This is a genomic window from Desulfosediminicola sp., from assembly GCF_048381775.1.
Taxonomy (GTDB): domain Bacteria; phylum Desulfobacterota; class Desulfobulbia; order Desulfobulbales; family Desulfocapsaceae; genus Desulfopila; species Desulfopila ganghwensis.
Map to the genome: position 1 here is coordinate 194,385 of NZ_JBLXGE010000002.1, position 21,994 is coordinate 216,378.

17 protein-coding genes are annotated in these 21,994 nt (G+C 50.2%); 12 read left to right on the forward strand and 5 right to left on the reverse strand.

The window, feature by feature from the left end; genetic code table 11:
• Positions 1–192: 192 nt before the first annotated feature.
• The 3 genes from ACN5NT_RS03785 to htpG all read right to left on the reverse strand — a co-directional run bounded on the left by ACN5NT_RS03785 (position 193) and on the right by htpG (position 3,305).
• Complete coding sequence (locus ACN5NT_RS03785; protein ID WP_136795256.1) at positions 193–834, reverse strand: protein-L-isoaspartate(D-aspartate) O-methyltransferase; 642 nt, start codon at positions 832–834, stop codon at positions 193–195.
• Positions 831–1,220: a hypothetical protein gene (locus tag ACN5NT_RS03790; RefSeq protein WP_136795257.1), complete on the reverse strand. Its 390-nt coding sequence runs from the start codon at positions 1,218–1,220 to the stop codon at positions 831–833. The genes ACN5NT_RS03785 and ACN5NT_RS03790 overlap by 4 nt, the downstream gene beginning before the upstream one ends.
• 207 nt (positions 1,221–1,427) lie before the next feature.
• Positions 1,428–3,305 (reverse strand): molecular chaperone HtpG, encoded by a 1,878-nt coding sequence (htpG, locus tag ACN5NT_RS03795; RefSeq protein WP_419174550.1) that lies wholly within the window; start codon positions 3,303–3,305, stop codon positions 1,428–1,430.
• Between the two features lie 159 nt (positions 3,306–3,464).
• Between htpG and ACN5NT_RS03800 the strand changes: the two genes are divergently transcribed.
• Together ACN5NT_RS03800 and hemG are read left to right on the forward strand one after the other, a co-directional pair.
• Entirely contained in the window at positions 3,465–4,148 is a 684-nt protein-coding gene (locus ACN5NT_RS03800; RefSeq protein ID WP_136795259.1) for a metallophosphoesterase family protein, read from the forward strand.
• Positions 4,145–5,545 (forward strand): protoporphyrinogen oxidase, encoded by a 1,401-nt coding sequence (gene hemG, locus ACN5NT_RS03805; RefSeq protein WP_419174551.1) that lies wholly within the window; start codon positions 4,145–4,147, stop codon positions 5,543–5,545. The genes ACN5NT_RS03800 and hemG overlap by 4 nt, the downstream gene beginning before the upstream one ends.
• 254 nt (positions 5,546–5,799) lie before the next feature.
• Here hemG and dnaA read toward each other — a convergent pair whose 3' ends face one another.
• A complete protein-coding gene (gene dnaA, locus ACN5NT_RS03810) occupies positions 5,800–7,125 on the reverse strand; it encodes a chromosomal replication initiator protein DnaA (RefSeq protein WP_419174552.1) in 1,326 nt (441 codons plus the stop codon).
• Positions 7,126–7,726: 601 nt separating this feature from the next.
• Complete coding sequence (locus tag ACN5NT_RS03815) at positions 7,727–8,473, reverse strand: ComF family protein (protein ID WP_419174553.1); 747 nt, start codon at positions 8,471–8,473, stop codon at positions 7,727–7,729.
• A gap of 360 nt (positions 8,474–8,833) precedes the next feature.
• Here ACN5NT_RS03815 and bamA point away from each other — a divergent pair, with 360 nt between their 5' ends.
• The 10 genes from bamA to ACN5NT_RS03865 all read left to right on the forward strand — a co-directional run bounded on the left by bamA (position 8,834) and on the right by ACN5NT_RS03865 (position 21,901).
• Positions 8,834–11,467 carry an outer membrane protein assembly factor BamA gene (gene bamA, locus ACN5NT_RS03820; protein ID WP_419174554.1) on the forward strand — a complete coding sequence of 878 codons (2,634 nt, stop codon included), beginning with the start codon at positions 8,834–8,836 and terminating at the stop codon, positions 11,465–11,467.
• A 43-nt stretch (positions 11,468–11,510) separates the two neighbouring features.
• Positions 11,511–15,101, forward strand: a complete 3,591-nt coding sequence (mfd, locus tag ACN5NT_RS03825; protein WP_419174555.1) for a transcription-repair coupling factor — start codon at positions 11,511–11,513, stop codon at positions 15,099–15,101.
• Positions 15,088–15,807, forward strand: coding sequence for an HAD family hydrolase (locus tag ACN5NT_RS03830; RefSeq protein ID WP_419174556.1), 720 nt, complete (start codon positions 15,088–15,090; stop codon positions 15,805–15,807). Before mfd ends, ACN5NT_RS03830 begins: the two co-directional genes overlap by 14 nt.
• Complete coding sequence (locus tag ACN5NT_RS03835) at positions 15,776–16,966, forward strand: glycerophosphodiester phosphodiesterase family protein (protein WP_419174557.1); 1,191 nt, start codon at positions 15,776–15,778, stop codon at positions 16,964–16,966. Before ACN5NT_RS03830 ends, ACN5NT_RS03835 begins: the two co-directional genes overlap by 32 nt.
• 697 nt (positions 16,967–17,663) lie before the next feature.
• The gene (locus ACN5NT_RS03840; RefSeq protein WP_419174558.1) at positions 17,664–19,214 is read left to right on the forward strand and encodes an acyl-CoA carboxylase subunit beta; all 1,551 of its coding nucleotides are present in this window, start codon (positions 17,664–17,666) and stop codon (positions 19,212–19,214) included.
• A 192-nt stretch (positions 19,215–19,406) separates the two neighbouring features.
• Entirely contained in the window at positions 19,407–19,610 is a 204-nt protein-coding gene (locus tag ACN5NT_RS03845; protein ID WP_136795266.1) for a hypothetical protein, read from the forward strand.
• Positions 19,607–20,068 (forward strand): biotin/lipoyl-containing protein, encoded by a 462-nt coding sequence (locus tag ACN5NT_RS03850; RefSeq protein WP_419174559.1) that lies wholly within the window; start codon positions 19,607–19,609, stop codon positions 20,066–20,068. The genes ACN5NT_RS03845 and ACN5NT_RS03850 overlap by 4 nt, the downstream gene beginning before the upstream one ends.
• A gap of 201 nt (positions 20,069–20,269) precedes the next feature.
• The gene (locus ACN5NT_RS03855; protein WP_136795268.1) at positions 20,270–20,536 is read left to right on the forward strand and encodes a glutaredoxin family protein; all 267 of its coding nucleotides are present in this window, start codon (positions 20,270–20,272) and stop codon (positions 20,534–20,536) included.
• On the forward strand, positions 20,526–20,852 hold the full coding sequence (locus ACN5NT_RS03860; RefSeq protein WP_419174560.1) for a ferredoxin-thioredoxin reductase catalytic domain-containing protein: 327 nt from the start codon (positions 20,526–20,528) through the stop codon (positions 20,850–20,852). Before ACN5NT_RS03855 ends, ACN5NT_RS03860 begins: the two co-directional genes overlap by 11 nt.
• 158 nt (positions 20,853–21,010) lie before the next feature.
• Positions 21,011–21,901: a DMT family transporter gene (locus ACN5NT_RS03865; protein ID WP_136795270.1), complete on the forward strand. Its 891-nt coding sequence runs from the start codon at positions 21,011–21,013 to the stop codon at positions 21,899–21,901.
• Positions 21,902–21,994: the final 93 nt, after the last annotated feature.

The following is a 21,994-nucleotide window of genomic DNA, read 5'->3' on the forward strand; positions in this document are numbered from 1 at the left end:
GAACAAGAAAAAGTTAGCTATTTGGCCTCTTGGGCCTGTTGGGCTGATGAAGACAGGGGTGGTACAGCTGAATTGAGGGAGGCCCGACACACACCTTCAGATCGTCAGGCCACGGGAAGAAAATTCGTTGAACGAAGAATTGAAAATAGATGGAGGATGCTATTTTACAGATAAATAAACTTAAGTACCTGGTTACCAGCCATGCTCGCCGATAAGATCGACGAAACGAACACTGCTCAGGCGATCAATGCGTATTTTGTCATCTATTTTTTTTACAAGCTGGAGCTCCTGCACATTCTGGTCTCCCACCGGCATTATCAACCTGCCGGAATCAGCCAGCTGATCCAGAAGCGGTGTTGGAATCTCGGGACCGCCAGCGGTGACGATAATTGCATCATAGGGGCCATTTTCCGCCCACCCCAAAGTGCCGTCGTCAAGTTTGGCGACAATGTTAAAATATTTCAATTTGTCAAACACCTTTCGGGCAGTGGCCAGCAAGGTATTGAGTCGCTCGACGGTATAGACCCGCCGGCAGAGACGTGACAGCACAGCAGCCTGATAACCGGAACCGGTCCCGATTTCAAGAACTGTTTCATGTCCCTGTAATTGCAGGGCCTCTGTCATCAATGCCACGATGTACGGTGCGGAAATTGTCTGACCGGAAGCGATGGGCAACGGATAATCGCCATAGGCTCTCGCCCGCATGGCGTCATCCACAAAGAGATGTCTGGGTACCTCCGACATCGCCGCCAGGGTTCTTGGGTCAACCACGCCACGGGCCAGGATCTGTTCCTGCACCATCCTCTCCCGTGCGGTCTTATATCGATCTATCACTGCGGTGTCTTTTGCCAATCGAAGTCATTCGCCCAGGACGAGGAGTCCTGTAGTTGCGCGCCATATTTACACTCGGTAACCACGTTGTCTTTGATCAGTACGATAACAGTACCACTGTTCGGCTGACCGAAGTACCTGCCGACAACCGGCGCATTTTTAAGCTTAGATCTCTCATATTCGGTGTAAATCCACTTCTCTGCACCGTCATCGAGAACGAATTGTTCATCGGGCTCACCAAGAAAGGTCAGCACATCGTCCCGGCCGGAAACTCCGACCTCTACAAGGGCCGCATCGGAAGCCAGATGTCGTACTGGTTTATTATAGCATCCCGAAAGGGTAAATGTGGCCAGTAAAATTAGTATCAACGGTCGAAACATGGCAGGCATCGTGTTTTCTCCAGTGAATTACACAGCTATGGGATAATGAAAAGCTCTATAGTCTGTCCGCAAACATTTTTCAACACCAAATGTCAGGGAGGTTTGCCACGCCAGGCTATCGGCCAGACCGACCCGGCATAGAAAATCACAGCTGTCTATATAATCAGACAGCTGTGATTGATGCAATGTTTAAGGTGTGATCGAAAAGGGATGTGATCAGTCCTGAAGGGCTCGACCGAGGATTTTGTAGTTCCGCTCCACCATCACCAGCGGATCGACGATCAGGCCAGCCTGAATCATGGCGTTGTCGTAAATCTGCAAAGCAACGTCTGCGGCAAAATCAGCATCTGCTTTCTGCAGGTCGGCGAGCTTTTTGATAATCGGATTTTTGGGGTTGATCTCCAGATTTTTCTTGGAGTCACCTCCCATACCGAGCCCTTTTTCCGCCCTGCTGGCAGCAAGCACCCGCTCCATGGAAGATGTCATATAGCCATCGGGATTGACAATCATAGCCGGGGCATCAACCAGACGCTTGGAGACAATGACATCTCCGACCTGAGCTGCGAGGGTCTCCTTCAGCCAAGCAACCAGGGAGTCAGTCGACTGATCATCAAGCTTCTCACCGCTCTCATTTTCCGCCTCCTTACTCTCCTCTTCGCTCTCGCCAAGATCAAGATCCGCCCTGTCGGCAGAGACCAGTTTCTTGCCCTCAAACTCACCAAGATGACTCAGCACGAAGTCATCAATTGGCTCCATGGTGTAGATGATCTCAATATCCCTCTTCTTGAACATCTCCACATACGGACCCGCCTCGATCGCGTTCCTGCTCGGACCATTAATATAATATATGGTATCCTGATCTGCACCCATACGAAGCACGTAATCCGCCAGAGAAACCGGCTTACCCTCTTCAGATTTGGAAGATTCAAAGCGCAACAGTTTGCCTAGCTCTTTCTGGTACTCATAGTCGGAAGTCGCACCTTCTTTGATAAAAATGCCGAATGTCTTCCAGAACTCGAGATACTTCTCTTCGTCTTTTTTCGCCTCTTCAATGAGGTATTTGAGAAAACGCTTGGTGACAACTTTTCTTAACTTGGCAACCAGGGCGTTATCCTGCAGAGCCTGCCGTGAAATGTTCAGCGGCATATCCTCACTGTCCACCACACCTTTCAAAAAGCGCAACCACTCCGGCAGGATATTCTTGGAATGCTGATCGATGAGAATCCGCTGGCAGTAGAGATTGACACCCGGGTCCATCTTACCGAAACCAAGAACTTCAAAGTTCTCTTTCGGCACGAAAAGAAGAGCGTTGATCATGAGCGGTGCATCAGCGGAGAAGTGCAACCGATAATTCGGTTCATCCGTAGCGTTACCGATGAATTTATAAAATTCGTTATATTCTTCGTCAGTTATCTCGGCACGGTTTCTGGTCCAGAGCGCCTGTACGGTATTTACAACCTCTTCATCAAGCTTGATAGGGAAAGGCACAAAGGCTGAGTACTGTTTGATGATCGACTCGACTTTCCACTTGGTGGCATAATCCTTGGCATCATCTTTCAGTTCAACGATGATCCTGGTTCCCCTGCGTAATCCTTCCATCTCGGTGATGGAGAAAGCACCGGTTCCGTCAGAGACCCATTCATGCCCCTCGCTGCCATCCCAGGAACGACTCTGTACCCGCACCCTGTTACCAGCCATAAAGGCTGCATAAAACCCCACACCAAATTGGCCTATCAGGCTGACATCCTTCTGTGCTGCTTCGGCAAGTTCTGTGAGAAACGTGTTGGAGCCGGAGTGGGCAATGGTTCCGAGATTATGCTCCAGTTCACTGCGACTCATGCCGATTCCGGTGTCGGTAATGGTCAAAGTGCTCTTCTCTTCATCAAGACTGATGGTGATCTCCAGAGGCACATGGCCATCGAAGGGATCTTCTGCCGTCAGGCTCTCATGCCGGTATTTCTCAAGGGCATCAGAGGCGTTGGAGATCAGTTCGCGGATGAACACATCCCGCTCGGTGTAGAGCGAGTTTATTACAATATCCAGTAGTTTCTTGGTCTCCGCTTGAAATTCATGGGTTGTTGTCTTTGCTGTCATTGGCAAGTCCTCTTATATTAATTAAATAGACAGTCATATGGTGGCATCCGCTGCCATTGCTTTTTTCATAAAAGTCGGCGAAAATGTTAAGCATGTTGACCCTCGTGTCAAGAGTTTCTCCCCCCTGTATCTGTCCTTTATGGTAATGAGGATTTCCCAATGAGAATCATAGCCTTCGGTGATGTCCATATGTCAGTGCAAATCTGTGCAAACATCCCCGGCATCCGCGAGGCGGATCTGCTAATTGCCAATGGTGATCTTACTAATTACGGCAGAAAAGCAGACGCCAAAATCGTTCTCGACCAGTTACTTGCCATCAACCCGAATCTATTGGCCCAAATTGGTAATCTTGATAATTTTGAAATCAACGACTATCTTGAACAGCTGGATATGAACCTGCATAAGCAGGCGCGCTTACTACATTCCCGCATCTGCTTGATAGGTCTGGGCGGCTCCAACATCACCCCGTTTGGAACTCCCACTGAGTTCAAGGAGGACCAGCTTTGGGATATGCTGATGCAAGCATACCAACAGGGGACCGACTTCATCCATCTTGCGGCCCCAAAGGGAGAAGCTAAAATCCCCCTGGTACTTGTATCTCACACACCTCCCTATGGAACCTCGGTTGACACCATCCATGGCGGGCACCATGTGGGCTCGACCAGCGTAAGAACTTTTATTGAAAAATATCAACCAGAGCTATGCATAACAGGCCACATCCACGAGGCCAAAGGTGAAGACCGAATCGGCAAAACACACATAATAAACCCCGGCATGCTGCAACAAGGCGGCTGGGTCGATATTCAACTCATCCAATCTACTCTATCTGCGACCTTACAATGACCACACACTTTTCCACAATTATCGTAGGCGGCGGACTCTCCGGACTGACCGTTGCCCATAAACTTCGCCAGCAGGATCCTGAACATAAGCTTTTGGTGCTGGAAAAAAACGATGCAACCGGCGGCGTCATCCGCACCCATCGGGAAAAAGGTTTCATAACCGAGATAGGCCCCCATGGCTTTCTCGACAACTGCAATGAAAGCAAAGATATCCTGCGCGAAACCGGCCTGGATAAAGAGGCTGTTAAAGCGCCGCTTATTGAATTTGTGCGTTATGTCTACTTACGGGGCAAGCTCCAGTTGATTCCCCAGACGCCCTTGAAAATCAGCATGGCTCCCCTCATTCCCTGGAAAGATAAATTCAGGGCCGTCTCCGAAATATTCCGGCCGCCTCTGGCTGGTGAACCAACTGTGGCCAAATGGGTCGACTACCGCTTCGGCTCCGCCATGCTGCCCTATATCGACGCTGTCTTTACCGGAACCTACGCTGGTGACTTCGACAAACTGAAAATCGATGCGGTTATGCCGGGTGTACGCGCTCTCGAAAAAGAACACGGCTCTGTCATCAAAGGCGTTTTTGCCAAGATGATGGCTAATCGCAAGTCCGGCACAAAAAAGAAAATATCCATGCCCGCCATGACGAGCTTCCCTACAGGCATGAGCAGGCTACCTGAAAGGCTCACCGAACAGCTCACTGAAGGGAAAGATCTGTTACTCAACTGCGGCGTCAGCGCTGTTGCCAAAACCGAATCCGGCTGGCAGGTTGAAACAGAACAAGGGGTATTCACCGCCGACACCCTGGTCCTGGCCACACCGACCAACGTTGCCCTTAAGTTCCTCGAAGGTGTAAGCGACACAATGCCCATGACCAGCATTCCCGAAACCTGGATCGGCACCGTGGTTTTCGGCTTCGGACCCGGCGTTACCATTCCGCCTGGATTTGGTTATCTCACCCCTGAGGTTGAAAAACGATTTACTCTCGGCTCGCTGTTTTCTTCCAACATGTTTCCAGGAAGAGCACCGGAAAACCATGTGGTTTTTGAAACCCTTATCGGCGGAAGACGTCATCCGGAGCGCCTTGAACTGCCAAAGGAAGAACTCGTCGCCAAAGCTCTTGCCGACGTCAAGGAGATCCTGAAAATTGATCAAGAACCTGTTTACACGACCGTTCTCCAGTCAGATGGAGGCATCCCCCAGCTTGAAGAAGGGTATCCTGAATTGCTGGAATGGCGTGATGAGGTAGTACGCAGTAACCATGGCCTGCATATTTGCGGCTTTGGCTGGGAGGGCATCGGTTTAAACGATATGATGAAAGCTGGCACCAAAGTGGCCAAGGCTATAATAGATGCCACCGACAGCACGACCTCCGATGCCGAAGTAAAGAAAATCTACTTCTAGCCCCTATTTCTCATAATCAGGGTCAATTTTTGCAATTCAACCTGTCTGCCAGGCTCTGCAGCCGAGTGAGTATACGTCTCAGAATTCACAAACGTTCACTCAATTGCACCTGAACTGAAGAGAAATCCTGATTATCCTGAAACCCCTCCACGGGCAATCAAACAAAAAGGCCCTGGTCATATTCTGACCAGGGCCTTTTTTCAATTGTATAACTCTGCTGAGGGTTGGCGATAATTAGATATCAAAACTTGATATCAGAGATTCTTCACCTTACCGTTCAACAATTCCAGCTGGGCGTTGACAGAAGCATCACGGGCGGTCATCGTGGTGACCTTTTTAATGGAATGCAGTACCGTTGAGTGATCCCTGTTAAACGCTCTGCCGATTTCCGCAAGGGAGTCATCTGTATACTTCCGGCAAAGGAACATAGCGACCTGCCGTGGAAACGTCAGACTTTTTTTACGGGATTTGGATTTCATATCCCCAAGGCTCACCTTGAACTGGCTGGCAATCAGGTCACTGATCATGGCAATGGTCAACACTTTGTCGCCACCAACCACCTCCGCTACAACCTGGCGTATCATGTCCATGTCAACCTGGCCACCCATCAACCGTGACTTGGCCCGAATGGCAACAATCGCCGATTCGACCTTACGAACATCACCACGGATATGCTGGGCAAGGTAGTCAACACCATCTTCATCGATGCCGAGCTGATGTAAAGTCGCCTTTTTTTCAACAATACGAAAACGGGTAGCCGCATCCGGTTCCCTGATACTGGTCACCAGACCTGAAGACATCCGCGAACGAAAATCGTTATCGATCCCGACCAATTCCCGAGGAGTCTGGTTAGAGGTCATCACAACCCGTTTGCCAGACTTGATCAGGCAGTCAAGTACCTCATTCAGCTCTTCCTGGGTTTTCTTTTTGCCTGTCAGGGAGTGGACATCCTCAACCAGCAACATGTCGCACTGATCATGATATTTCTGTTTAAAGGAATCCATGGTTTTGGTCTGGATATTCCTGACCATCTCAGCGGCAAACTGCTGAGCAGTGACATAATGCAACCTGGTCATCGGTGACTCTTTAAAAACGCGGTGAGCAATGGCATGGGTCAGGTGACTCTTACCAAGCCCGGTTGTACTATTAATGTACAGGCAGGAACCAAAAGAATCATCATGCATGGAAATCGCCTTACAAGCTGACTCTGCCAGGATGTTAGACTCCCCCACCATGAATTCATTAAAAGTGTACCTCGGGTGCAGGGCCCGGATTGAGGAATTGTTTTGTGGTACCGTCGGTAGTCTCAACTGCGCCTTCGGTGCAGCGGACTCACTCTTGGCCGCACGATCATCCTCACAGAGCACAACTCGTCTCTGAACAGAACCGGACTCCTTTACAGTGGCCTCAATGACTGAAAGAAATTTCTGGGCAACATAGGCGCTGAAGTACCTGTCAGGGCTTAACAGGTAAATAGAATCATCGCGCACCTCAAGACATTTCAACGGTTCAATCCAGAGATTATAGACTGAGCTGGAAAGAGTGTCTTTAAGTATATCCTGTGTTTTATCCCAAAGCATAAACTACCCTACAATTCCCCAAAAAGAGCGATTTAGAATCGTTTCAATTAAATTCCAAAATTGACAATCACTATTATAAGACCTCCAATGCCATTAAAACCGGCCTGGAGCACCTACAGCTAAAACAAATTTGAGTACTTCAAAGATTTACCCGGGAAGACCCTCCCGGAAAACTGTTCGTGGGAAATGAATACCCAAAAACATCACATCCAGTCAAAGACTATTTTTCGATATTTTCCTGATAGCCTATACGGTTATTATCCGTAGTCGCAAAGACTGTCTTCGCGTGGCTTTCATCGAAATCACGCCCCTTTCCACCGACAAAACCGTCATTTTTGTCGGTTCCTTCTTAACAACGATATATAAAGGCTTTAGAGCGACCCGTGCAAAGTTATCAACAATTTAATCATAATGTTTAACTTCATTTTTCTGCACATATCTCATTTTTATTAAAAATTTCTCAATTTACTATCTATTCTCAATGGAGATTTCAGTAAAACAACCGCTTATACAACTATTAGCCATGCTATTTTTTTTTTAACTTTTATTTTTTTTTCTCATACTCATCCCTAACCATAACTACACCCTTTCAAAAAACTTTTTAGCGATTGACAATAACCCGCGCAAGAGTAACCACATAAATTTCAGTTGCTCCACCTTTTGACAAGGCATGACAACACTCCATTACCGTGGTACCGGTGGTGAACACGTCATCCACCAGGCAGATAGTTTTTCCCCTGAGCGATGCTTTATCATGTACCACAAACGCCCCTCGCAAATTTCGCCGCCGTTCAATACCGGTCAACCCCGTCTGAGGAATAGTCACCTTACCTCGCTTTAATGAAGAGCAATCCACCAATCCCGGCTTGAAAATTGCCTTCGCTATATAGGCAGACTGATTCAAACCTCGCTCTTTCAACCTACAGGGATGTAGCGGTACCGGCAGCACCAGATCCACATTTTTCAACTCCTGATGCATTGTTGTTGAAAGAGCTTCACTGACAATACTTTGTAGAGCCGGCATCACGGAGGTGTCAGCTCGATACTTGAGATTATGCAATAAATCAGATACAGGAGAATCATACTGGACAAGGGAAAAACATCTTTTCCATGGAGGGGGTACTTTTAAACAACTGCCACAGATTTGCTCCTCCAATAACGCTCCGGCAATGGGCCTTCCGCAACAATGACATGTCTGCCTGTCCAGTATTTGCATTTTATTCAAACAAATTCGACAGATACCTGGCCGATCAGCCTGACTGATAAACTCACCACACACCCGACAGCGGTCCGGCACAATGAGTTGCAGTACTGTTCTGACAAAATTAATAAATATTAACGATTTCATTATCTCCAGCTTGATCAGGTAATTATCACCCCACTCATTATCAACCATTCAGCAATAAAGCCGCTACTCTCATATGATGGTTAAATCATCTTTTTCTTCCTTATCCTTTTGTGACCTTTGCATTTTTCAACAAACATGGCATAATGGTCGCAATTTTCAGCGGCTCGACTTCACCGCTCGATTAACTGTTTTTACACGTGATATCAATAGTTAACACGGCACAATAAACACCGCAATACGGCTTTTGGCCCGGGGTGTATCCCCGCGACATTTTCAAGGAAAGGGATTTTTATGAATTTTTACAGAACACTACCGGTTTCAAACAGAGAAACCCGTACCTCTGTATACTTGGCTGTATATATGTTCGCAATCTTGGCCATGATGTTCAGTAGCACCGCTTCTGCAGCTGATAACAACACCGCCTTTTTGCCGCTGAAAATCAATACAGGCAAAAACCCTGGAGCTTTGACCAGCCAGGCCGATACAGCTTTGAGCCGTGCTCTTGCCGAGCACAACCTCACGCCGCTTTCCAGGTCCCAGGCCCAGAGTGTTGCCAACTACCAGGGGAGTTGGCCACCGCCTGCTGAAACCCTGCAGACTATTGCCGCCAAGAGCGACACCGATAACGTGGCTGCAGGCAGTCTCACCCAGATCGGCCAGCAGATCAGTATCGACATAAAAGTTTTTGACGCTCTTTCCCCATCGACCCCAAAATATTTCTTCCAGACCGTCAACAGCCCTGCAGAAATCCAACGGGCTCTGAATACTGTTATTCTTGATATCCTGGCCTACACCGGCAGGGAATACCGAATTGCCTCCATCGCCCCTGAAGGCAACACCCGGGTCGATTCCGGCGCGATACTCCGTAAAATCAAAAGCCGGGCAGGTGGAGCATATAATCAAACGATCCTCCGTGAAGACCTGCGAGCCATATATTCAATGGGCTATTTCAACGACGTCCAGATCCGCGTCTCTGACAGTGACAACGGCAAAGATGTTGTCTTCAGGGTTGTTGAAAAACCTGTCATTGCCTCCGTCACCTTTTCAGGCTTGAAAGACCTCTCAGAAGAAGATGTTCGCGGTGCCGCGAATGTTCGCGAACATTTCATCCTAAACCCCACTGCGGTCAATGAGGGTGTTGAGGCAATCAAAGAGCTCTACAAGTCGAAAGGGTACTATAATACCCAGGTCAGTGTTGAGACCACGTTCCCCAGCGATGCCGGAGCAGTAGTTCGCTATACCGTAGATGAAGGAAAGAAAATCTACATCAAAGAGATCTCTATCGAAGGCAACACCGCGTTCACTGACAAAGTGCTGCTCAAGCAGATAGAGGCTAAGGAAAAGGGATTTTTCAGCTGGCTGACAGCGTCCGGCCTGCTCGACATGGAGGTTATTCGCCAGGACTCAGGCCGTATAGCTGCTTTTTATCATGATAACGGCTACCTTGAGGCTAAAATTGGCGACCCGCAGATCAGACAGGAAAAAGAGTGGATCTACGTCACATTCAAAGTTGAAGAAGGCGACCGCTTCAAGGTAGGCAGTATTGACGTGAGCGGAGATCTCATCACCGATAAAGAGACCCTGCTGAAATTCATCACCCTGGGTAAGCAGACGTACATCAGCCGCAGCGTTATCCGTGAGGATGTAATGGCCATCACCGATTATTACTCCGAACAGGGATACGCTTTCGCCAACGTCCGGCCGGATATCCAGGAAGGTGCTATGCTGGAGCATCTCGACGTAAATTTTGTGATCGATAAGGCCGATCTGGTCTATATCAATCGTATCACCATAAGTGGCAATGACCGTACCCGGGACAATGTTATCCGCCGCGAACTGCGTATCGCCGAGGGAGGTGTCTTTAATTCCAAGGCGCTGCGCCAGTCAAGCCAGTCCCTGCAGCGGCTCCAGTATTTTGATGAGGTCAATATTACGCCCGAGCCCACCATTGACCCGACCCGAATGAACATTAACATTGAAGTGAAAGAACGCAGCACCGGCTCCTTCAGCATCGGTGCCGGTTACAGTTCGGTTGATAGTATTATCGTTATGGGCTCCATCTCTGAAAACAACTTTCTGGGACGCGGTGACACCCTGCAATTTTCTGCCAACCTCGGTGGATCAAGTACAGCCTATAATCTCAGTTATACTGATCCACGCCTGAATGACTCCCAGCTCTCCTGGGGTATTGATCTGTTTGACACCGAGCGCGAGTATGATGACTATACCAGGGAGTCTACCGGTGGTGGTATTCGTGTTGGCTATCCGATCTGGGAAAGATGGCGGGTGTACGGCAATTACAGTTATACAGATACAACAATCTCTGACTTTATCGAAGACGAAGATGATCCCGACTATAACTTCAGGATAGCCGAATCAGCCAAGGTACCAATTACCAGTGCCATGAAAGTTACCTTCTCCCGCGACACCAGAAATAAACTGTTCGGTGCCACGAAAGGTTCCAGGCACTCCATCAGCACCAAATATGCGGGTGGGCCGCTGAGTGGTGATTCTCAGTTCACAAAGTTAGAAGCATCGACTGAGTGGTACTTTCCGTTTATCATGAGCACCACCTTTCATGTTAAAGGTGCTGCCGGCCAGGCTTTTGAGAATGAGGACGATAAGTTCCCCATCTATGAACGGTTTTTCCTTGGTGGCATCAGGACCATGCGCGGTTTCGAATATGCCAAAATCAGCCCCACGGATGACAATGGCAACCGGCTGGGTGGCGATAAGATGTGGTACACTAATTTCGAGTTTATCTTCCCCATCATTGAAGAACAGGGTATCCAGGGCCTGACCTTCTTCGATGCCGGTAATGTTCTTGATGACTCTGAAGACTGGAATGTCGATAATGTCCGTACTTCAGTGGGTCTTGGTCTGCGCTGGCTGTCACCCCTTGGCCCGATCAGTTTTGTTTACGGTGTGAATCTTGATCCTGAAGAAGATGAGGACAGCTCAGTCTTCGATTTCAGTATCGGAGGCACCTTCTAATAATAATCGTATTTGCGCCAATGTGTGGCATACAGGACATACAATGCCGGTTGCAGATACTGCAACCGGCACTTTTTTTTCTATCATGGACAAGCAACTCCTCAAACAGTTCGACACCGATAAAATTGTCCGCGTTTCCGGACTCCGAGGCAGCAGTTCCGCCTGGTTATGCAGTCAGCTCGTCACCCAGGTAAACTGTTGTTGCATTCTTCCCGACGAACATCAGGTCTCAGTTTTTGAACAGGATCTCAGGCTTTTCACCACTGCCCAGGTGCTGGTCTACCCAGGGTACGAGATTCCTCCCTATACCCAGCTGAGTCCGGACCAGCACACCACCGCTGCCAGACTGGCGACCCTGTACCAACTGCATGAGCGAAAAGACCAGCAGATAGTCGTCACTTCGATAGAGGCCCTGATGCGAAGGGTACTGCCGGTTTCCGCCCTTACCGATTCTGCTGAACTTGTCATGTCCGGTGAAGACTGTGACCAGGATGAATTACGCACTACCCTGATTCGCCTGGGCTACGAACAGGTCGCACTGGTTCAGAACGTCGGTGATTTTGCTGTTCGGGGCGGCATTATCGACCTCTATCCACCACCGTTTATCAGCGAGGGCGGAGAGCTCCACGATGGTCCCCTGCGGTTGGATTTCTTTGGTGACACCATAGAATCCCTCAGATTTTTCGACCCGACCAGCCAGCGCTCCAGTGGAGAACTTCAGGAAGCGGTGCTGCTGCCTGTGCATGATGTGATTGCCAACCGCCCCGAAATCTCCAACAGACAGCTGGGGCGGGCCTTCAAAAAGTACGCCGAAAAGAATGGCTGGGAGGAAGACGAGGCATATAGAATGGCTGACAGGGTTTCCACCGGCAGGCGTTTTGCCGGTATGGAATTTTTTCTGCCCCTCTACTACCAGGATCCTCCGCCGGCCTCGGTTTTTGATTTCCTGCCCAAAGATATGCTGATGGTTCTGGTCGACCCGGAAGCCGTCAACCAGAATCTTGAACTGGTCTCTGAGCGGATCCAAAACAACTTTTTAGAGGCAAAAGAGACAGCCAAACCCGCCCTGCCCCCCGACTCAATCTTTTTATCTCCCGAGGCTGTAACCGACCAACTGGCCAATCATCGCCAACTCCTGATGAGTGATTTCTCCAGGGACGGTGTACCGGAAATTTCACTTGCCACCGCCAGCCACCAGCTCTTAAAGCAGCAGGTTTCTCTGGAACGTACCCAACGCGGACTTGTCGCTCCACTGAGCGAGCAGATCACTCACTGGCAACAGGAGAATGAGCGTGTACTATTGTGTTGTCGCTCACCCCGCCATACCAAAAATCTTGCCGAGCTCCTGTCTAAACACCAGCACAATGTCTCCATCGTTGAACCTCCATTAACCATCGAAAACCTGTTCAGCGGAAAAGCGGAAGACGAATTGCTGCTCTGCAACCATGAACTTTCCCAGGGTTTTTCACTTCGTCAGGAGAAAATCCACGTTCTCTCGGAGAGTGAACTGTTTGGCCAGATGCGCCTCGGCAAAAAGAAAAAGGGTCGCCATAAACAGGGTGAACCTATCCGTTTTGCCGAGCTCAGAGATGGCGACATCGTGGTGCACAGAGACCACGGACTTGGGCACTACCAGGGACTGCAGACTATCGATATCAACGGTGTCACCAACGATTTCATGCTGATTGAATATCGTGATGGCGACAAGCTGTACCTGCCGGTTGACAGACTCAACCTGATCAGCCGGTACGAAGGGCTATCCGACAAGCAACCGAAAATCGACAAACTTGGCAGTCAGAACTGGAAAATCACCACTTCCAAAGTCAAGGAAGAGGTGTGGAAGGTGGCCCATGAACTGCTTGATATCTATGCCAAGCGTGAGATGCAGGAAGGCCGCCGTTTCTCAGCGCCCGGCGGGTTATTCTCGGAACTTGAGGAATCCTTTCCTTTTGATGAAACTCCCGGCCAGGATCAGGCCATTACCGATGTAATCAATGACCTCACCTCTGATCAACCCATGGATCGCCTTGTTTGCGGCGATGTTGGCTACGGTAAGACTGAGGTTGCGATCCGGGCCGCATTCAAGGTCATGGAAGACTCGATGCAGGTTGCGGTACTGGTGCCCACCACGGTACTGGCCGAGCAGCATGCCAAGACCTTCAGGGAGCGGCTCTCCGGTTTTCCGGTTACCGTGGAGTGTATCAACCGGTTCCGCACCCCCGCCCAGCAGCGTACCACGCTGAAACGTCTCAAGGCCGGGGAGATCGATGTGCTGATCGGCACCCATCGCCTGCTCTCAAAAGATATCCAGTTCAATAATCTCGGTTTGCTCATCGTTGATGAAGAGCACCGCTTCGGGGTCAGCCATAAAGAAAAAATCAAAAAGTTGCGAGCCGAGGTTGATATCCTCACCCTCACCGCTACCCCGATTCCACGCACCCTGCAGATGTCACTGCTCGGTATCCGTGATCTCTCTGTTATCTCCAGCCCTCCCGAACACCGCCGACCGGTCAAAACCTTCATAGCCCGCCACGACACTCTGGTTATCAAGGAAGCCGTAAGCCGGGAACTGCGCAGAAACGGTCAGGTGTTTTTTATCCACAACAGGGTCAAATCCATCCACAAGACCGCCGCGGAGATCCAGAAACTGGTGCCGGAAGCACGGGTAGCCGTGGCCCATGGCCAGATGGCCGGCAAAGAACTTGAAGATATCATGGTGGCCTTCGTCAACCGCGACATAGATGTGCTGGTCTGTACCACCATCGTCGAGTCCGGCCTCGATATTCCCACCGCCAACACGATTATCATCAACCGGGCGGACATGCTTGGCCTGGCAGAAATATATCAGCTGCGGGGTCGGGTTGGCCGTTCGTCAACCCAGAGCTTCGCCTACCTGCTGGTCCCATCCATCGACAGCCTGAGTAAAGACAGCCGGGATCGGCTGCGGGCACTCATGGACTGTAACGAGCTGGGTGGTGGCTTCAAGCTGGCCATGAGCGATCTGCAGATCAGGGGTGGGGGAAACATCCTTGGCGTGTCTCAATCCGGGCATATCGCAGCCATCGGGTACGATCTTTACCTCGACCTGCTGCAAAAAACGGTGGCCGATCTCAAGGCCCGCGCCCTGGCCGGTGAAGAAGACATCTTCAAAGAAGAGCTCGACCCTGAAATCAACTTGCAGATCTCGGCCTATATACCAGAAAAATATATGCTCGACATCAGTCAGCGCTACGTTACCTATCGTCGAATAGCCGCCCTCGCCAATACCACTGAAGAACAGTACCTCGACCTTCGGGACGAACTCGAAGACCGCTACGGACCACTGCCCGAAGAAACCCGCAACCTGTTCAAATTAGTGGCACTCAAAAGATCATTAATCAAGCTGCAGATCAATAAGCTTGAAAAAGGTCGGGATACCCTGGTGTTCTCATTTCTTGACACCACCCCGATCAAGCCCGAGCAGCTGCTGGCCTATATCGATCAGCACAGTAAAAACCGTAAGGGTCCCCAGGTTAAGCTCACCCCGGATGGGCGGCTTGTCGTCTCTTGTGCCATGCCTACCCCCGAAACCGTTTTCAGCGTGGCTGAAAAAATTCTTTCCGACCTGGAGACTATGATTGATGTCCAGCAGTAATTATGCCCCTATCAAACCGTCTTTCACCTGGCCCGAGATCGATACCATCCTGCTCGATATGGACGGTACGCTTCTCGACAGCTATTTCGATGACTATTTCTGGGAAGAATACGTGCCGGTTGCATTCGCCGCCCATCACAACCTGAACCCAGAACAGGCTAGGCAAGCCCTGCTTGAGCGGTACCGGAGTGTTGAAAAAACCCTGCAATGGTCAAATGTTGATTACTGGTCTGAACAACTTGAGCTTGATATCCCCGGCCTGAAATGTACAATAGATCACTTGATCCAGGTTCATCCCCATGTAATTGATTTTCTCGACTTTATTCAAGGGGAACAAAAAGATATCTGTTTAGTCACCGCTGCCCACGAAAAGACCATTGAGATTAAACTGGGCAAAGCGGCAATCGGCACATACTTCGACCGTATCATTCCTATCGAGGAAATCGGCGAAGCTAAAGAGCAGCCACCGTTCTGGGCAGAACTGGAGCGGGTGTTGGGGTTTGATAAAGACCGCACCCTCATGGTGGACGACAACAGCAATGTGCTGCGCGCCGCTAAAAGCCACGGTGTAAAACATCTCGTTCATATTGCCAAACCAAGCTCGAAGAAGCCGGTTCGGTATTCAGAGGAATTTCCATCCATTGAATTTTTTAAAGAACTCTTGTCAGACCACTATGAAAACCGTAATCCTGCAGCTCATCCCTAGCCGCCCACGTTCAACTGTAAGTATTGGACTTTTTCTCATTGCCACCCTGATCTGTTGTGCAACAGCCACATCTTTTGCCCAGGGAAAAATCACCATCGCTGCCAATGGCGGAGGTAACGGCCCGCTCGCTGATACCCTGCCGGCCATTACCATCTCAGGCCTGGCAGACATTGATTTTATCGAGCTTAACCTTGCTGTTACCAGTGATGACGAGTTAATCATCTTCCCCCGGAACGACCTCGGCAATCTCACCAATGTTGATCAACTCTTCCCTGACCGTGCAAATGATGATGGCTCGTACCAGACCACGGATTTCACCCTTCAGGAAATACGCCAGCTCCGCAGATCCATTGATACCGGTTCTGATTCCGTCAACCCCGCCGCACCGGTACCACCGTCACTAGGCATTGCCAGCCTGGAAGAGACCCTAGCTCTTTTACGAACCATTGAACACCAGCAACAGCGTAGAATCGGGATCGCCCCCAAACTGAATGCAGTCAGTCAGTATACGAAGGCCGACAAGGATGTGAGTCGCCTGCTTGTCGCTATGCTGGTGACTTTTGGCTACGACCAGGATCAACCTGTCATGCTGCAGAGCAATAACGGCGATGAACTCCAGAGAATCAAGGAAGAATTATTGCCTATGTATGGGTTGGCAGTACCCCTCATACAACGAATCGATACAGCAGACGATGACACTCAGTCGGCGATATCTTCAGTGAAGAAACCGGATAACAGCTGGATTTTCACCCGACTTGGCCTACGCATGGTCAGCTCATACGCTGACGGTCTGCTCCTGCCAGGCAGTTATATTCACAAAGGGCTTCCCTCACCACTCCCTCCGGGATTTATAGATGACGCCAAAACTCTGGGCCTCGACCTGTTTGTAACAGATACCGTCTCCGGCTCCGATCAGCTCCCTGATTTTGCAGCCAGCTACGATGAACTGCTTGACTATTACTATCGGGAGTTGGGGGTCAACGGGGTTCTCACCACTGTTCCCGAAAAAGCGGTGGGTTACTTTCAGCACCAGGCCCAAAAAGAAGCTGAGAAACTGCAGCAGCAAGCTGAAAACCAGGTACTTCCTCTGTCAGTCTATCTGCAACGCCAGGCTGCTGCGCAGGAAAAGATCGCACAGCCCGAATCTGCGAACCTTTAGCCTGGATCTGGGAGTGAGAACATTGGGTCCTGAATGAAAACGAAACAACAGGTTTTTTGACACAATGTTCCCGCCCCCAAGTGGCCTTACAGAAAAAACTCCGGACCACAGTCCAAGTGCTGCAACTCAGGTCACTATTTTCTTATTGCAGCACGAGTCCATTTTGATTTACCGCCAGCGATATTGAATGATGCTTTTCCCGCCTGAACTGGTAACAGCTTCACTTTAACTCTTACAGATCGAAAATTTCCGGGTGAGCAATTGCTCCATTCGCCCGTATCTCCCACCCCTGCACCTGCGCCATGCCGCCATTGCCAAACCTCGACATTTTCACCCCTTTAGTTGACCACTACTGATCTTCGTAGTATAAAGACGAGCTTTACCAAAGAGAGTAGTCGGAGATATTTCTCCACCCAAACCGACTGTAGCAAAGCCACTTGTATCATTACATTTATGAGCAGTTTTTCCTTGCAGTCCATCTAACCCGAATTTCTCATGAGTATTGTGCTCAATATTACAATCATACCAACCAGATGATGAATACAGGAAACAGGATAAGATTTGGCACTTCCAGCAAATCCCAGCCCAGCTCCTTGAAGATAATCCCATGAGAAACCAGGGCTAATCGCCTGCGTCATTTTTCCGGCGCCACTTCACAGGTACAACCCGATCTGTACAGCTGTATTCAGGAGAACCCATGACCACGAGAGACCACCTCGATAAACTCCATGCCCTGCGAGCTGAAGCCCGTATGGGAGGAGGACAGGCACGTATTGATAAACAACACGCCCTCGGTCGAATGACCGCACGTGAGCGTATTGACCTGCTTCTTGACCAGGGCTCTTTTGAAGAGTTCGACATGTTTAAGACCCACCGTTGCCACGATTTCGGCATGGAGAAAAAGACTTTCCCCGGCGACGGTGTAGTGACCGGGTACGGTACGGTCAACGGACGCCTGGTCTATGTCTACGCCCAGGATTTCACTGTCCTCGGCGGTTCTTTGTCTGAGACCATGGCTGAAAAAATATGTAAAGTCATGGAATTGGCCATGAAAAACGGGGCTCCGGTCATCGGTCTTAACGACTCTGGCGGTGCACGCATACAAGAAGGTATCGAGAGCCTTGCCGGGTATTCCGATATCTTCCTGAAAAACGTTATGGCCTCTGGCGTAATCCCCCAGATATCAGCCATTTTCGGCCCCTGCGCCGGCGGTGCGGTCTACTCGCCCGCGCTCACAGACTTTATCGTCATGGTGCAGAAGAACTCCTACATGTTCCTCACCGGGCCTACTGTGGTAAAGGCTGTTACCCATGAGGATGTCACCGTCGAACAGCTTGGCGGTGCGGAAATGCACTCCAGCCAGTCCGGTGTTGCCGACTACGCAGCAGAAAGCGGCATGGACGCCATCGACTATGTCAAGACCCTGCTCAGCTATCTGCCCCAGAACAACATGGAGGCCCCGGCCACCATTGAGTGTACCGACCCTGTCGAGCGTCGCTCGGAGCTGCTCAATGAGATTGTCCCAACCAGGCCGAGCGCTGCTTATGACATGAAGAACGTCATCAATGAGATCGTCGACCATGGCGATTTTTTTGAGATCAAAGAGAATTTTGCCCCCAACCTTATCACCGGCTTTGCCCGCTTAGACGGCATGAGCGTCGGCATCGTCGCCAACCAGCCCTACAGCCTCTCAGGCGTGCTGGACATCAACGCCTCCGTAAAAGGCGCCCGCTTCGTACGCTTCTGCGACTGTTTCAACATCCCGGTTATCACCCTGGTTGATGTACCCGGCTTCCTGCCCGGAACTGTGCAGGAGTATGGTGGCATCATCCGCAACGGCGCCAAGATGCTTTACGCCTATGCCGAAGCCACCGTGCCGAAAATCACTGTCGTTACCAGAAAAGCTTACGGCGGTGCCTACTGCGTTATGTCTTCCAAACACCTGCGGGGTGATATCAACTACGCCTGGCCTACCTCCGAGATCGCTGTAATGGGTGCTAAAGGCGCTGCTGGCGTGCTTTACGCCAGACAGGCAAAGGGTACCGAAGACCCAGCCGCCTTTCTCGCTACCAAAGAGCAGGAGTATCAGGATGCCGTAGCCAACCCGTATGTCGCTGCTCGTCGGGGTTATGTGGACGATATTATTGAACCTGCCAACACCAGATTCCGTATCATCCGTGCCCTGCACATGAGCAAAAACAAGCAGGATGTAAACCCGATGAAAAAGCATGGCAATATGCCCCTGTAAAGGAGAGTTGTCTTTTCCCTGTACCACCGTATAAAAACCAATTGCTGCCCTTAGGTGACCGACCAAAATGAGACAGCAATGAGTTTTTCTCCAGCTCTGGTCAATTCCCGTGAACTGACCAAAGCTGAGGGGGGAAATGTACTTTCTTGAAATTTTTAGATATTGAGATCAACACCCTGAGCAGGAACAGATATGAACGACTCTGAAAAGCAGCAACTCATGGCGGAAGGAGAGATCCTGCTGGCCATAGCCACAGCTGTCCACCTCGAAACCAATTTCCCGGAAGGCAGGCAAAACCTCACCATCAAGGATGACCAGCAGTCACCATGGGGCTTCACCGGTAAGCTGCAGCGAATAACCAGCAGAAAAAATATTCAGATCCGGAGCAGAAAGTGAAACAGTATAAACTCGCCATTAATGGCAATCCGTATACCGTAAAGATTCTCGAACTTGCCAAAGATGTTGTTACCGCAGAGGTCAATGGCATCCGGCACACCGTCGCTATAGATGAGATAGAAAACCTGGCACTGTTTGGTACCGGACAACAGCCACCGCAATCTCAACCTGTGCCGGCAGCACCAAGCCGCAAAGCCGGGGAACAGAAAGCCACAGCAGCGCGCACCGCACCATCACTGTTTGGCTCAGACAATGTGATTGCCCCCATTCCCGGCCAGATTATCGCCATCAACGTGGCCAGGGGACAAGAGATCTGCAAAGGCGAGCCGGTTCTCGTTCTGGAGGCCATGAAGATGGAAAATATCATCACTGCCAAGCGTGACGGCGTCATCGCGGAAATTTGTGTTAGCGCAGGTGAAGCAGTGACCCAGGACCAGGTGCTGATAACCATGGCATAACCTTGCCAGGCCAGGCCTCCACTACCCGCCCCAATGCATAACCTGCTGCAGCCTGTTGAAGTCATCACACCCTTCCACAGGCTGCACCTCTCAACAGTGCACCTCTTTTTTTCCTTGCCTCTTATCTCCTAACTCATAAGATATAAGAGAATCAGCAGCAAACCACCAATCCCAGGTTTTGACCACAGTCGTGGAGACAACATGGCAACACCACCAGTCAGGCTCTTTGCACTCAGCACCTGTATCCACTGCAAGGCTCTCAAGAAACTGTTAACCAGAAACAACATTACCTTTGAGTGGACTGATGTCGACCTGCTCCCCAAAGAGGAGCGCGATCATTTTTTTGCCCAGATTGCCGAGCACAATCCGAAAAAAAGTTTCCCCATCGTCATGATAGGCAACAAAGCAATTATCGGAGATCAAAGAAAGCTTATACTCAAGGAGCTTGGACTCGTCGATGAACAGTGAAACGCTTTACCGGATACTCAAAAAAACGAATGAGCCCAAAGGGTACTTTTTCAACCGGGACCGTAAGATAACCATGGAACTGCTCGAAGGGCTGCTCACTAATAAAGCACGATATGGCTACATGTGCTGCCCATGCCGCATGGCCCAAGAGGATGTTGAAAAGGACCGTGATATTATCTGCCCCTGTGATTACCGGGAAGACGATGTACAAGAATTCGGCAGTTGTTATTGTGGACTCTATGTTTCCCGCAACTGGAATGATGGTGTAATTGAACACGCAACAGTTCCCGAGCGGCGTCCTGCGGAGAAATGCTGACCTGAAGATTTCACCTTCCCGCTCGCTCCAACCTGACAAGCTTCTGTCATCCCTCTCTTTTTCTATTGCAGCCCGATCATGATCTGTGCTAGTACTCAGCCCTTCCCCAACAATTTCTATTGTCGCATCAGCAATTTCTAATTTCCGGAGCGCAGGCCATGCCCCATAGCCGTTCATTTTCCATCCCTACTCTGGCCCTGCTGCTCGCCATGGTTCTCTGGGCAAGCTCATTTATCGCCCTGAAAATAGCCTTCCGGGAATATGACCCGATGATCGTTATTTTCGGCCGTATGCTGATTGCCAGTCTCTGCTTTTTATGTATCGGCAAAAGACTGGCCAAGTCCCTCGATTACCAGAAAGGTGATTACAAACCGATACTCTTCATGGCCTTCTGTGAACCATGCCTCTACTTCATATTTGAAGCCAAGGCCATTGAAAATACAACTGCCTCCCAGGCTGGCCTGATCACAGCCATGCTGCCGGTACTGGTTATGGCCTCGGCTTCCGTACTGCTCAAGGAGTTGGTCAGTAAAAAAGCATGGACCGGGGCCTTGCTGGCCGTGGCGGGGGTCTGCTGGCTAACCGCTGAATCGTCGCCCAGCGCCGATGCCCCTAATCCCGTACTCGGCAACTTCTATGAGTTTCTGGCAATGGTCTGTGCCGCTGGCTACACCATCTCTTTAAAAAAACTGACCAGCCGGTACTCTCCCTTTTTCCTTACTGCCATGCAGGCAATGGTCGGCTGCGTCTTTTACCTGCCACTCATCTTTTTACCGAGTACGGAGTTGCCAGAACGGTTTGTCTTCCTGCCCGCCATGGCAATCGTCTACCTGGGCGCAATTATCACCCTTGGTGCTTACGGGCTCTACAATTTCTCACTGAAACATGTACCGGCCAGCAGAGCTGCAGTCTTCGTCAATCTGATCCCGGTTTTTTCGGTACTCCTTGGCTGGATGGTACTGGGTGAAACCCTTTCGCCAAGACAACTTGTCGCCGCAGTGCTGGTGATGGTCGGGGTTTTTCTCAGTCAGCATGAGAGCAGGGAATAGCTGAGAGTTACCCTGACGGGCAGGGCAGCAGCAAGTGTAGAAACCATGCAGGATCGGCAAGCTGTATCTACTTCATATTTGCTCTCTCCAGGG